Here is a 12,419-nt window from a genome sequence, read left to right as displayed (position 1 = left end):
CGGGCGCACGCTTTTGAGGAACCCTGAACCGTGATCGTCCACACCAAACGGCCCTCCGCCTTCCGGGCACTGTTCGACATCGCCGGACCGGCCTTCTTCCCGATCGCCTTCTTCGCCCGCCTGCCGCTGGCCATGCTCACGATCGGCGCACTCACCCTCGTCTCGTCGGTCAGCGGCTCCTACGCATCCGGCGGCCTCGCTGCCGGAGCCGTGGGCATCGGCTCCGCGGCGGGTGCGCCGCTGCTGGGCTACGCCGCGGACCGGTTGGGGCAGCGGCGCATCCTGTTGCCCTCCTCCCTGGCGCACGCCGTCGTCGTCGCCGCACTCGTCTTGACGGTTACGGCGGGGAACACCGGCGCGGGAAATCTGGCGCTGGCCCTCGCGGCCGGGGCAACATGCCCCCAGGTCGGGTCGATGGCACGGGTCCGCTGGATGTCGCTCACCACTGGCCGCCCCGCGGCGCGTCGGGAACTCGAAACGGCACTGAGCTACGAGAGCACCGTGGACGAGCTCACTTTCGTGATGGGACCGGCGATCGTGGGACTGCTGGCGTCGCTCGTCGCGCCGTGGTTGCCGCTGGCGCTCGCGGCCGCGTTGACACTGCTCCTGGTGCCCGCCTTCGCCATTCACCGCACGGGCACCGCCGTGCCGCAGCATGGACGCGCGGGCCACGAGTCCGCCGGCCGGTGGGATCGCGGCCGCCTGCTGCGGGTGGCAGTGGCCGTCGCCGGCATGGTGGGCATGGGCACCCTGTTCGGTTCCACGGCCGCCGGGGCGGTCGCCTTCGCCGGGCACCAGGGCCAGCCCAGCGCCGGCGGGCTGCTGTACGCGGCGCTCGGCCTGACCTCCGCGGCCGCGGCACTGTCCGTCTCCGCCTGGCCCTCGGGCTGGGCACGACCGGCCAGGTGGGTTGCCTGCTCCGCCGCCCTGGTGCCCCTGGCGCTGTTGCTCCAGCTCCCGGCAAGCACGGGGGCGATGGTGCTCGTGCTGCTGCTCGTGGGTCTGCCCGTCGGTCCCGTCATGGTCACGGTCTTCACCGTCGGCGGGGACGTCGCCCCGTCCGGCAGGCTGGGCACGGTCATGACCCTCCTGGCCAGCGGGATCGTCGTGGGAACGGCGATCGGGAACTCCCTCGCGGGGTTGCTGGCCGACGGCCACGGCCACCGCGGGGCCTTCGCGGTCGCCGCCGCGGCCGCCGTTGTCCTGCTCGCGGCAGGCATCCTGATGGCGCGGCTCCGCTCCCGAAAATAGGGGGTGGCGCAATATGCCCGTTGCCGTATTATGATTTCCAGCACATAAACCGTCCGAACGGTCGGTCTACGCGAACATCATCGATCCAGTGCGCAACCCACGGCGCAGAACAACGGAGCCCCCATGGCAACATCCACTCCACTTCGTCCCGCTGAAAAGCGGAAGGAAGAACGCATGGTCCTCGCAGGCACCCTAGTCGGCACCACCATCGAGTGGTACGACTTCTTCATCTTCGCCCAGCTCACCGCCACGCTGCTGGCGCCGCTGTTCCTGACGCCGCTGCAGGAGGGCAACGCCGCCCTGGCCCAGATCCTGTCCTTCGCCATGATCGGCATCTCGTTCTTCTTCCGCCCGCTCGGCGCCATCGTCGCCGGCCACCTCGGCGACAAGTTCGGCCGCAAGCAGGTGCTCGTCTTCACCCTCATCCTCATGGGCGTGGCGACCGCACTGATCGGCCTGCTCCCCACCTACGCCCAGATCGGACTGTGGGCACCGCTGCTTCTCGTCCTGCTCCGGGTCATCCAGGGCTTCTCTGCCGGCGGGGAATGGGGCGGCGCGGCCCTCATGGCCGTCGAGCACGCACCCAACCACCGTCGCGGGCTGTTCGGTGCGTTCCCGCAGATCGGCGTGCCCATCGGAATGATCCTGGCCACCGGCCTGCTCTTCCTGCTGCGCACGTCCATGAGCCCGGAGGACTTCCTCGCCTGGGGCTGGCGCATCCCGTTCCTGCTTTCCGTTCTGCTGATCGTGGTCGGTTACATGATCCGCCGCACCGTCGAGGAATCACCGATCTTCAAGGAGCTCGAGCAGCGCAAGGCCAGCGAGCACACCCCGCTGCGCCAGCTGTTCCAGACGAACACCAAGCAGGTCGTCCAGGCGGCCCTGATCTTCATCTCCAACAACGCCGCCGGCTACCTGGTCATCGCGTTCTTCATCACCTACACCACCAAGGTGCTCGGCATGGAGCTCGCGCCGGTTCTGCTGGCCACGACGTTCGGCTCGTTCGGGTGGCTGATCTTCACGCTCGTTGGCGGGTGGCTGTCCGACCACATCGGGCGGCGCAACACATTCCTCATCGGCTACGGCATCGTGTTCGTGTGGATGATTCCGATGTTCGCGCTGATCGACGGCGGCAACATCTTCGTCTACGGGGCGTCCATCTTCATCCTCACCATCGGCCTGGGCCTGTCCTACGGCCCGCAGTCCGCGCTGTACGCCGAGATGTTCCCGGCGCACATCCGCTACTCGGGCATTTCGATCGGCTACGCGATGGGCGCCATCCTGGGCGGGGCGTTCGCGTCCACGATCGCCCAGGCGCTGCTCGCGGCGACCGGCTGGTCCGGCTCCATCGCGCTGTACATCATGGCCATCACCGTGGTTTCGGTCGGCGGCGTGCTGTGGGTCGGCGAAACCAAGGGCCGCAACCTGCGCGTCGAGGACGTCGTGGAGACGACCCCGGTCGCCTAAACGCACCGCAAACGACGCCGGCCGGCTCCCGTTCGGGGGCCGGCCGGCGTCGTTGTGCCCGGGTGGATCAGCGCGCGGAGAGGAACTCCAGCGTCCGCTGCTTGAAGGACCGGGAGGTGACGGCGTTGGCGTGCGTGCGGGCCGGCAGCAGGTGTTCGGCGACCTCGGTCCCGCGCACGCGCAGCAGGGCGGTGAGCTCCGGCAGTGTCGCGGCCATCCCGTCCCGGTCGCCGGCGACCAGGAGCACGGGCATACCCGGCACGGTGTGGGCCGGGTCGAACGGCTCGGACTTGACCGCCTCCACCATGCTCATCAGCGCGAACAGGTCGTTGCCCGGGACCAGACGCGCCATGCGCAGCAGCTCCGCGGTCCGGGCGTCCTCGATCGTCGAGCCGTCGGCGAGGTGGCGCTGGGCGGCGGCGAGGTCGAAATCCGCCAGCGGATCGTGGGCGGCCGCGCCGCCGAGAACCAGCCCCCGCACCAGCTGCGGCTGTGTGGCGCCGAACTCCCAGGCCAGCCGCGACCCCAGCGAATAGCCCAGGACGTCGACGCCGGAGCCGGGATCGCCCTCGCGCAGGGGCCGCACGTGCTGGTCCTGCAAAACCTGCAGGAGATCGGCGCGGATGCGGCTGGGGGTGTACGCGTCCAGGTCCTCCGGCGCGGGGCTTGCCCCGTGGCCGGGCAGGTCGACGGCGATGGCCCGCCGGCCGGCGTCGTTCAGCGCAGCGATCCAACCGGTGGAGACCCAGTTGAGTTCCGTGGAGGAGGCGAAGCCGTGCACCAGCAGGACCGGTGGCGCGCCGGCGTCGTCCGCCGGATCGAACGTGCGGACGGCTAGGCCGTTGGCCGAACCCTCGACCAGGTGCTCCGGGTGCGCGGCCACGGCCTAGTCCTCGTCCGGGTTCGCCGTGAGGCGGACGCGCCGTTTCGGCGCGGCGTCCCGCGGAACGGTGCCGACGATCCCCGCGGCGTCGTCCGGAACCTCGAACACCACCAGCGTCTCGCCGACGCGGATCGTGTCCCCGGGCCCGCCGTGCGTGCGCAGGACCCGTCCTGCCTGGGGGCTGGGGAGCTCCAGTGCGCTCTTGGTGGTCTCCACCTCGACGAGGGGCTGGTTGCGTTCGACCTGGTCGCCCTCGGCGACCAGCCATTCCAGGACGGTCGCCTCGATCAGGCCCTCGCCGAGGTCCGGCAGCGGGAAGGGAAGCTCAGCCACGGCGGTACTCCAATACTCGTTGAATGCCGAACAGGATCCGGTCGATGTTGGGGATGTACTCGTCCTCGAGGTCCCCCGAGGGATACGGTACGTCGAACCCGGTCACCCGCTCAACGGGCGCCCGGAGTGTGCCGAAGCAACGTTCGGTGACCAGTTGGGCCACCTCGGCCCCCAGGCCGGCGGTCTGCGGGGCCTCGTGCACGACCACGGCGCGGCGCGTCTTGGCCACGGAGGCTGCCAGGCCCTCGGCGTCGATGGGCTTGAGCCAGCGCAGGTCCACCACCTCGACGTCGATCCCGTCCTCGGCCGCCAACTCGGCGACCTGTTGGCAGCGGGCCACCATGGCGCCCCACGCGATCAGCGTCAGGTGGCGCCCCTCCCGGGCGACGACGGATCCCGTCAGAGTGCCGGGGTCCCCGAGCAGCACCTCGCCCTTTTGCCAGTAGCGGGACTTGGGTTCCATGAAGATGACGGGGTCCGGCATCGCGATCGCGTTCTTGAGCAGGTGGTATGCCTGGTGCGGGTTCGCGGGGGAGACGACCTTCAGTCCCGGTACGTGGGCGAAGAGGGCCTCGAGCGACTCCCCGTGGTGCTCCGGTGCGCGGATGCCGCCGAAGCTGGGAACGCGCAGCGTGACGGGCATGGGCAGGGTCCCGCGGCTGCGGTAGTTCATGCGGCCCAGCTGGCACACGATCTGGTTGACCGCAGGGTAGGCGAAGCCGTCGAACTGGACCTCGGGGACGGGGTGGAACCCGGCCATGGCCAGGCCCACGGAGAGGCCGATGATCCCGGACTCGGCGAGCGGGGTGTCGTAGACGCGGTCCGCCCCGTGCTTGGCCTGCAGCCCGTCGGTGATGCGGAAGACGCCGCCGAGGGCGCCCACGTCCTCCCCGAACACCATGGCACGCGGGTCCGCGGCGAGGGTTTCGTCCAGGGCGCGGTTCAGGGCCTGTTGCATGGACATCGTGGTGCCGGCCGTTCCGCGGTGCGCGTCCATGGAGGTCCCTTCGAGGGTGGTGGTCTCAGGCATGTTCGGTCTCCTTGCGCCAGTTCGCGGCCTGGGCCTTCAGTGTGTCGGTGGGTTGCTGGAAGACGAAGTCGAACATCTCGTTGCCCGGGCGCGGACCGAGGTCCTGGATGCCCAGTCGGACCCGCTCCTCGAGCTCGGCGGCGCGGTCGCGCGCCGCCGCGACATCGGCGGCCGTGATGACGCCATCGGCCAGCAGCCGCAATTCGAGGCGGGAGACGGGGTCCTCTCCGGCGTCGCGACGCTCGTCCTCGAGCGTGCGGTAGCGCCCCGGGTCGTCCGAGGTGGAGTGCGGTCCGCGCCGGTAGGTCATCGCCTCGACGATGGCCGGCCCGTTGCCGGCGCGGCCGTGTGCGGCGGCCGCGCGCACGGCCTGGACCACGGCAACGACGTCGTTCCCGTCCACTTGGAGGGCGGGTATCGCATAGGCGGCTCCGCGCGCGGCGACCGATCCGCCGGCGACCTGGCGCTCGGTGGGGACGGAGATGGCCCAGCCGTTGTTCTGGATGAAGAAGACCACCGGCGCCTTCATCACCGCGGCGAAGTTCATCGCCTCGTGCACGTCGCCCTGCGAGCTGGCGCCGTCGCCGAAGTAGGCGATGGCCACACCGTCCTTGCCGTCCGTCCGCTGGCCGTGCGCCCACCCGACGGCGTGGAGCACCGAGCCGGCCACGACCGCCTGGATGGGGGCCACGTGGGTCTCCGCCGGGTTGTAGAGGCCCCCGTGCCAGGTGGCCTTGTGTGTGGACATGTACTGGACCATGTCGACCCCGGCCGTCAGGGCGACGCCCATCTCGCGGTACGTCGGGAACGCGAAGTCACGGGTGAAGTCGAGGGCGTGGGCGCTGCCCACCTGGGCGGCCTCCTGCCCGAGCTCCGGGGCGTAGCCGGGGATGATGCCCTGCCGCTGCCACGCGACGGCCGAGGAATCGAGGTGGCGGACCTGGACCATCAGCCGGTGGAGGCCCCTGAGCTCCTCGGGGGAGAGCGCCGCGGCGTCCGGTTCCAGTGCGGGTGTGCTGCCCACGAGGCGGCTCCTTCGTTGTGCGGATGGCTAGATGCCAGTGACGCTAGTCACCGCCCAAGATCTGCGCAATCTGGTCGCCAGGACCGGTGCAGTGTGTGCAGTCTGTGGCATGATCTGCGCAAAGACTCAGACAAAATGTAAATCTAGCCCCGGGAGTACCGCATGCCTGTCGATTCGTTGGACGCGAAGATCCTCGAGGCCTTTTCCGGCGATCCGCGGATGTCGGTGTTGGAGGCGTCGCGCGCGCTCGGGGTCGCCAGGGCGACCGTTCAGGCGCGGCTGGACAAGATGCAGCGCCAGGGGGTGGTCACCGGCTGGGGTCCGCACCTCTCCGCGGAGGGGCTCGGGTATCCGGTCCGGGCCTACTGCTCGCTCGCGATCCACCAGGACGCGGGGCACGACGCCGTAGCGGACGCGCTCGCGGCGATCCCGGAGGTGTTGGAGCTCCACACCGTGTCGGGGGAGAGCGACCTGCTGGCGTGCGTCGTGGCGCGCTCCAATCCGGACCTGCAGCGGGTGCTCGATGCGGTCATCTCCACGGGTACCGTGGTGCGGTCCTCTTCGCTGGTGGTGCTGAACACGCCGATCCCGCTGCGGGCGCTGCCCTTGGCGCGCGCTGCCGCGGCTTCGTGACGCCGACTGTTTGCGGAGTCCCCCGGTGCGGGAGTATCCTCAGTTAGAGTCAATCTGACACTAACTAAGGGGCCCGTGGGTGGGACCATCGGGAGGGAGCCGCGTCATGGAGTTCGCCAACGTTTCCGAACGCCGCGACCTGACCCCGGAACTGGCCGTCTCCACCGTGATCTTCGCGTTGCGCGACGACGGGACGGGAAGCGGCAAAACCTTGTGGCTGCCGCTGGTGCGCAGAACCAGGGAACCGTACAGGGGCCGGTGGGCACTGCCCGGGGGACCTCTCGGCGCCCGCGAGACGCTGCAGGACGCCGCCGCGCGCAACCTGCTGACCACCACGGGTCTGGTTCCCCGCTATCTCGAGCAGCTTTACGCGTTCGGCGGGCTGGACCGTTCCCCATCGCGGCGCGTCGTCTCGATCGTGTACTGGGCACTGGTGCGGGAGGACGACGCCGCGGACCCCGCCGCCGGGGAGGCGACGTCGGTGTTGCGCCAGGACCCGAACGTCGCCTGGTTCCCCGCCGAGGGCCCCGAGGCCCAGGAGGCCTTGGCCTTCGACCATTCGGAGATCGTCCGCTACGCGCAGTGGCGGCTGCGGAACAAGGTGGCCTACGGCTCCATCGCCCACCGGTTCCTCGGCGACCGCTTCACGCTCGCACAGGTCAGGGAGGTCTACGAAGCGGTGCTCGGCCGCCGGATCGACCCGGCCAACTTCCGCCGCCAGCTCCGCGGCGCCGAGGACATCGAGGCCACAGACGAGTACCTCCACGGCGGCAAGCACCGGCCCCCGCGGCTTTACCGCTACACCGGTCCGTCGCCCACCAACGGCGTTCCGGCCCCGGCACCGATCCCCGCAGACACCCACGGCAGAAACAGGAACCCAGCATGAGCAGCGTGAACACCACCATCCAGCGTTTGACCCTGGGCAAGGCACCGGACGCCACCTGCACCACGGACCTTGCCAAGGCCCCGTGGAACTTCGACGCCGGGGCGCCCTCCTATGGTCCGGGTTCCTCCATGGGCGACACCGCCCCGCCCGCCACCCCGCGGCAGGGCGAACTGCCCGAGGAGTACCGCAACGCCGGTGACGCCGAGCTCGACGGCCGGATCCGCGCGGCCAAGCGGACCCTCGGCGACCGGTTGGTGGTGTTGGGCCACTTCTACCAGCGCGACGAGGTGGTCCAGTACGCGGACTTCGTCGGAGACTCCTTCCAACTCGCCAACGCCGCCCAGACGCGCGACGCGGCGGAGTACATCGTCTTCTGCGGCGTCCACTTCATGGCCGAAACGGCGGACATCCTCTCCCGCGAAGACCAGGCCGTCGTCCTGCCGAACCTCGCCGCCGGTTGCTCGATGGCCGACATGGCGGACGAGTCCTCGGTCGAGGAGTGCTGGGAGCAGCTCATGGAGCTCTACGCCTCCGAATCCGACGAGGACGGCAAGGCCCCGGTCATCCCCGTCACCTACATGAACTGCTCCGCCGCCCTGAAGGCGTTCGTCGGGCGACACGGCGGGATCGTGTGTACGTCCTCGAACGCCGCCACGGTGCTCGAGTGGGCCTTCGAACGCGGGCGCCGCGTGCTGTTCTTCCCCGACCAGCACCTGGGGCGGAACACCGCCAAGGCCATGGGGATCCCGCTGGAGCGCATGCCGCTGTGGAGGCCGCGCAAGGCGCTCGGCGGAAGCACGGCGGAGGCGTTGGCGGACGCCCAAGTCATCCTGTGGAACGGCTTTTGCTCCGTGCACAAGCGCTTCAGCGTCGCGCAGATCGAGAAGGCGCGGACGGACTACCCCAACGTCCAGGTGATCGTGCACCCCGAGTGCCCCATGGAGGTCGTCGACGCCGCGGACTCCGCGGGCTCCACCGACTTCATTCAGAAGGCGGTGGCCGCCGCGCCCGCCGGCTCGACATTCGCCATCGGGACCGAGGTCAACATGGTGAACCGACTCGCTTCCCAGTACCCGCAGCACACCATCTTCTGCCTCGATCCGGTGATTTGCCCGTGTTCCACCATGTACCGGATTCACCCGGGATACCTCGCGTGGGTCCTGGAGGAACTGGTCGCCGGGCGCGTCGTCAACCGCATCGGCGTTCCGGGGGACGTCGCCGTCGAGGCCAAGGTCGCGCTGGACCGCATGCTGGCCGCCCGCCCATGAGCAGGCGCCCGTCGCTGGCCGTCGTCGGATCCGGCATCGCCGGCCTCTACGCCGCGGTGGTGGCCGTCGAGCGGGGACACGAGGTGCGGCTGCTGACCAAGGACAGGCTCGGCGACTCGAACACCTGGTACGCCCAGGGCGGGCTCTCGGCGGTCGGTCCGCAGGGACGTGCCGGCGGAGACTCGATCGGGGCGCATGTCGCGGACACGCTGGTGGCCGGCGCGCGGCTGGGCGACCCGCGCGCCGTGCGCATGGTGTGTGCGGCCGCCTGGGGCCACGTGGAGCGGTTGGCCCTCATGGGCATGGCGTTCGACGCCGACGCATCCCGCGGCGGAGAGCCGCTGTACCGGCTGGGGCTCGAGGGCGCCCATTCCCGCCCGCGGATCCTGCACGCGTCCGGGGACGCCACGGGCCGGGCCATCGCCCAGAGCCTGATCGCCGTGTGCCGCCGCCTGGAGTCCGAGGGACGGCTGGCGATCGAGGAGGGGACGTTCGTCCACGCGCTGGAGCACGACGCCGGCCGCGTCGCCGGCGTGCGGGCCACGGGCGGGTCCTCCGGGCACGGAAGCTCCATCCGCGCCGACGCCGTCCTGCTGGCCACCGGAGGGATCGGGGTCCTCTACCCCTGGACGACCAATCCCGCCGGCGCCACGGGAGACGGGGCCGCCCTGGCGTGGAACGCCGGTGCGGCGATCGCCGACGCCGAATTCGTCCAGTTCCATCCCACCCTCGTGCCGGACGGACCCTTCATGGTCTCCGAAGCCGTGCGCGGGGAGGGCGCCGTCCTGCTCGACGGCACGGGACACCGCTTCATGCCCGGCCTCCATCCGGACGCGGAACTGGCGCCGCGGGACGTGGTGGCACGGGCCATCCACCGCGTCCGCGCCGCCACGGGCGCGGTCTACCTGGACGCCACCACGGTGGAGGCGGACCGCGGCAGGGGATTCCTCGCGGGACGGTTCCCCGGCATCACCTCCCGACTGCGCGAACTGGGACACGACCTGGCCGTGGCACCCGTGCCCGTTGCCGAGGCGCAGCACTACTGGATGGGCGGCATCGTCACCGACGCCCACGGGCGCACCACCGTTCCGGGACTGCTTGCCGCCGGGGAAACGGCCTGCACCGGCGCCCACGGGGCCAACCGGTTGGCCTCCAACTCGCTGTTGGAGGGACTGGTCTACGCGTGGACCAGCGTTGTGGCGCTCTCAAACGACGACGGCCGGCCCCCCGCGCCCCTGCCCGGGGACATGGACACGTTGACGCTCGCGGAGCCCGCCGGGACGGACTCCGGCGAGCCCCAGTCCGTGGACCTGGCGGCCCTGCACTCACTCACGGGGCGGGCGCTCGCCGTCGAACGCGAGGAAGGCTCACTGCGCGTGGCCGCCAAGCAACTCACCGCGTGGTCGGCCCCGGCCGATGGTCGTCCGCGGCGGGAACTGGCGCACCTGCTGACGGTCGGGCGCATCATCGCCGCCGCGGCCCTGGCCCGGGAGAACTCACTGGGTGCCCACCACCGCACCGACTTCCCCCAGCCGCCGGCCTCCCTGGCCCGGCGCGCCCTCGTCAAGACAGGACAGTAGACCATGAGCACACCCACCACCTGGCCGGTGCCCGCCCGCATCCTCGAACCCCTCGTGGCCGCCGCGCTCGCCGAAGACGCACCCTCAGGGGACCTGACCGGTTCCGTGCTGGTCCCGGCCGACGCGACGGCGCGGGCGGGCGTCGTGGCCCGCGAGCCCGGCACATGCGCCGGGCTCGCGGCTTTCCGCACTGCCATGCTGCTGACCGATCCCACCTTGCGCGTGGACCTCCTGGTGTCCGACGGCCGGAAGTTCGCCGCCGGCGACACGCTCGCGACGGTGGCCGGCAACGCCCGGTCCGTGCTGGCCGCGGAGCGCGTGGGGCTGAACCTCCTGCAGCGGATGTGCGGCATCGCCACCGCGACGGACGCCTTCGTCCGCGCGGCCGCGGGCCATGGCGCGCGGATCGCCGACACGCGCAAGACGACTCCGGGGCTGCGCGTGCTCGAACGCTACGCCGTGCGCTGTGGCGGGGGCTACAACCACCGGGACAACCTCTCGGAGGCCGTCATGGCCAAGGACAACCACCTGGCCCTGCTGGGATCGGGGGAGGCACTCACCGTGGCCCTGCGCCAGGCCCGCGGTCGACTGGGGCACACCACGCACTTCGAGGTGGAGATCGATTCCCTCGAGCAGCTCGAACCGGTCGTCACGGCCGGGATCGACACGCTGATGCTGGACAACTTCAGCCTCGCCGACCTCGCCGAAGGCGTGCGACGTGTGGGCGGTCGGTGCCTGGTGGAGGCGTCGGGCAACGTCCGGCTCGAAACGGTCGCCGACATCGCCGCCACGGGTGTGGACGTCATCTCCTCGGGAGCGCTCACGCACAGCGTCCGCGCCCTGGACCTGGGACTGGACTTCCGCGCGGAGAACACCGCGGCCGGGGCCCTGCCGTGATCTACCTCGACGCCGCCGCGACCACCCAGACGCTTCCCGAGGTGCTGGACACCGTGTGGCCGCTGATGACCACCGAGTTCGGCAACCCCTCCAGCCGGCACACGGCGGGGGAGACCGCGGCCCGCGCCCTCGACTACGCGCGCTCCACCGCGGCGTCGGTCCTGGGCGTCCGCGACGGGGACGTGGTGTTCACCTCGGGCGGCACCGAATCCAACAACCTGGCCATCAAGGGCCTCGCGCTCACTCGGCCGCGCGGACGCCACCTGGTGGTCACCGCGGTCGAACACTCGTCGGTCCGCGGGGCCGCCGACTACCTCGCGCGGCACCACGGCTTCACGGTGGACGTCCTCGCCGTGGACGGACTCGGCCGGATCGATCCAGACGAGCTTTCGCGCACCGTCCGCGCGGACACCACCCTGGTCTCCGTGATGGCGGTGAACAACGAGGTCGGAACCATCCAGCCCGTCGTCGAGGCGGCCGCCCTCGCGCACGCTGCCGGGGCGCTCTTCCACACGGACGCAGTGCAGGCAGCCGGCTGGCTCGACCTGGGCCCGCTGGCCGCGGCCGCCGACGCACTCAGTGTCTCCGGGCACAAGCTCGGAGGGCTCAAGGGGGCCGGACTGCTCATGGTGCGCGGACGCCACGAACTGGAACCCGTGGCGCACGGCGGCGGACAGGAGCGCGGCCGGCGCGCCGGAACCGAAAACGTCGCCGGGGCGGTGGCGACGGCCACGGCCCTGCGGCTGGCCGCGGAGGGCGCCGAGCGCGGCGGGCCGGAGGACGGGTACGGCGCCTACCTCGCCCGTACCGTCCTGGCGGGGCTCGCCGGGGCCCTGCCCGAGGCTCCCGTCGCCACGGGCCACCCGGAACTCCGGGTGCCGGGCATCGTCTCCTTCTGCTTCCCCGGGACGGCCGGCGAGGCGGTGCTGCTCGAGCTCGAGCGGCGCGGGGTCCTCTGCTCTTCCGGTTCCGCCTGCCATGCTGGATCGTCGGACCCCTCGCCCGTGCTCCTGGCCATGGGCCTGGACGCGGACACGGCCCTGACGGCCGTCCGGCTCAGCTTCACCCGCCACGTCAAGGAGGGGGAGATCACGACGGCGGCGCGCAGCCTCGTCGCTGCCGTGCGGGCCGTGGCGGCCAACGGCGGGCACGGCTAGTTTTCGGCCG

The 12,419-nt window shown here is 71.2% G+C and carries 12 protein-coding genes; 8 read left to right on the top strand and 4 right to left on the bottom strand.

What is annotated here, in order from left to right:
* Positions 1-30 precede the first annotated feature (30 nt).
* Complete coding sequence (locus AC0QSG_RS04370; protein ID WP_475376778.1) at positions 31-1,251, top strand: MFS transporter; 1,221 nt, start codon at positions 31-33, stop codon at positions 1,249-1,251.
* A gap of 123 nt (positions 1,252-1,374) precedes the next feature.
* On the top strand, positions 1,375-2,718 hold the full coding sequence (locus tag AC0QSG_RS04365; RefSeq protein ID WP_475376777.1) for an MFS transporter: 1,344 nt from the start codon (positions 1,375-1,377) through the stop codon (positions 2,716-2,718).
* Positions 2,719-2,785: 67 nt separating this feature from the next.
* Here AC0QSG_RS04365 and AC0QSG_RS04360 read toward each other — a convergent pair whose 3' ends face one another.
* Genes AC0QSG_RS04360 through AC0QSG_RS04345 form a run of 4 tightly spaced genes read right to left on the bottom strand, consistent with a single transcriptional unit; the run spans position 2,786 to position 5,913 of the window.
* Positions 2,786-3,601, bottom strand: a complete 816-nt coding sequence (locus AC0QSG_RS04360; RefSeq protein ID WP_475376776.1) for an alpha/beta fold hydrolase — start codon at positions 3,599-3,601, stop codon at positions 2,786-2,788.
* Positions 3,602-3,604: 3 nt separating this feature from the next.
* On the bottom strand, positions 3,605-3,934 hold the full coding sequence (locus AC0QSG_RS04355) for a biotin/lipoyl-containing protein (protein ID WP_435726722.1): 330 nt from the start codon (positions 3,932-3,934) through the stop codon (positions 3,605-3,607).
* Complete coding sequence (locus AC0QSG_RS04350) at positions 3,927-4,931, bottom strand: alpha-ketoacid dehydrogenase subunit beta (RefSeq protein ID WP_475377273.1); 1,005 nt, start codon at positions 4,929-4,931, stop codon at positions 3,927-3,929. Before AC0QSG_RS04350 ends, AC0QSG_RS04355 begins: the two co-directional genes overlap by 8 nt.
* 25 nt (positions 4,932-4,956) lie before the next feature.
* Positions 4,957-5,913: a thiamine pyrophosphate-dependent enzyme gene (locus tag AC0QSG_RS04345; protein WP_435726953.1), complete on the bottom strand. Its 957-nt coding sequence runs from the start codon at positions 5,911-5,913 to the stop codon at positions 4,957-4,959.
* Between the two features lie 237 nt (positions 5,914-6,150).
* Here AC0QSG_RS04345 and AC0QSG_RS04340 point away from each other — a divergent pair, with 237 nt between their 5' ends.
* The 6 genes from AC0QSG_RS04340 to AC0QSG_RS04315 all read left to right on the top strand — a co-directional run bounded on the left by AC0QSG_RS04340 (position 6,151) and on the right by AC0QSG_RS04315 (position 12,409).
* Positions 6,151-6,621, top strand: coding sequence for an Lrp/AsnC family transcriptional regulator (locus tag AC0QSG_RS04340; protein WP_475376775.1), 471 nt, complete (start codon positions 6,151-6,153; stop codon positions 6,619-6,621).
* Positions 6,622-6,727: 106 nt separating this feature from the next.
* Positions 6,728-7,507: an NUDIX hydrolase gene (locus tag AC0QSG_RS04335; protein ID WP_475376774.1), complete on the top strand. Its 780-nt coding sequence runs from the start codon at positions 6,728-6,730 to the stop codon at positions 7,505-7,507.
* Complete coding sequence (nadA, locus tag AC0QSG_RS04330; RefSeq protein ID WP_475376773.1) at positions 7,504-8,775, top strand: quinolinate synthase NadA; 1,272 nt, start codon at positions 7,504-7,506, stop codon at positions 8,773-8,775. The genes AC0QSG_RS04335 and nadA overlap by 4 nt, the downstream gene beginning before the upstream one ends.
* Complete coding sequence (locus AC0QSG_RS04325; protein WP_475376772.1) at positions 8,772-10,355, top strand: L-aspartate oxidase; 1,584 nt, start codon at positions 8,772-8,774, stop codon at positions 10,353-10,355. The genes nadA and AC0QSG_RS04325 overlap by 4 nt, the downstream gene beginning before the upstream one ends.
* Before the next feature lie 3 nt (positions 10,356-10,358).
* Positions 10,359-11,252 (top strand): carboxylating nicotinate-nucleotide diphosphorylase, encoded by an 894-nt coding sequence (nadC, locus tag AC0QSG_RS04320; protein ID WP_475376771.1) that lies wholly within the window; start codon positions 10,359-10,361, stop codon positions 11,250-11,252.
* Entirely contained in the window at positions 11,249-12,409 is a 1,161-nt protein-coding gene (locus AC0QSG_RS04315) for a cysteine desulfurase family protein (protein ID WP_475376770.1), read from the top strand. Before nadC ends, AC0QSG_RS04315 begins: the two co-directional genes overlap by 4 nt.
* Positions 12,410-12,419: the final 10 nt, after the last annotated feature.

The sequence above is a fragment of the Arthrobacter sp. LT660 genome, assembly GCF_056172845.1.
The sequence above is the reverse complement of the archived record's forward strand: the minus strand, read 5'-3'. Positions and strand labels throughout refer to the sequence as shown.

Bases quoted from the DNA above. Each gene is read 5' to 3' on its own strand.
- AC0QSG_RS04365 (WP_475376777.1), top strand. From the start codon at position 1,375: ATGGCAACATCCACTCCACTTCGTCCCGCTGAAAAGCGGAAGGAAGAA.
- AC0QSG_RS04350 (WP_475377273.1), bottom strand. From the start codon at position 4,931: ATGGACGCGCACCGCGGAACGGCCGGCACCACGATGTCCATGCAACAG.
- AC0QSG_RS04345 (WP_435726953.1), bottom strand. From the start codon at position 5,913: ATGGTCCAGGTCCGCCACCTCGATTCCTCGGCCGTCGCGTGGCAGCGG.
- AC0QSG_RS04340 (WP_475376775.1), top strand. From the start codon at position 6,151: ATGCCTGTCGATTCGTTGGACGCGAAGATCCTCGAGGCCTTTTCCGGC.
- AC0QSG_RS04335 (WP_475376774.1), top strand. From the start codon at position 6,728: ATGGAGTTCGCCAACGTTTCCGAACGCCGCGACCTGACCCCGGAACTG.
- nadA (WP_475376773.1), top strand. From the start codon at position 7,504: ATGAGCAGCGTGAACACCACCATCCAGCGTTTGACCCTGGGCAAGGCA.
- AC0QSG_RS04325 (WP_475376772.1), top strand. From the start codon at position 8,772: ATGAGCAGGCGCCCGTCGCTGGCCGTCGTCGGATCCGGCATCGCCGGC.
- nadC (WP_475376771.1), top strand. From the start codon at position 10,359: ATGAGCACACCCACCACCTGGCCGGTGCCCGCCCGCATCCTCGAACCC.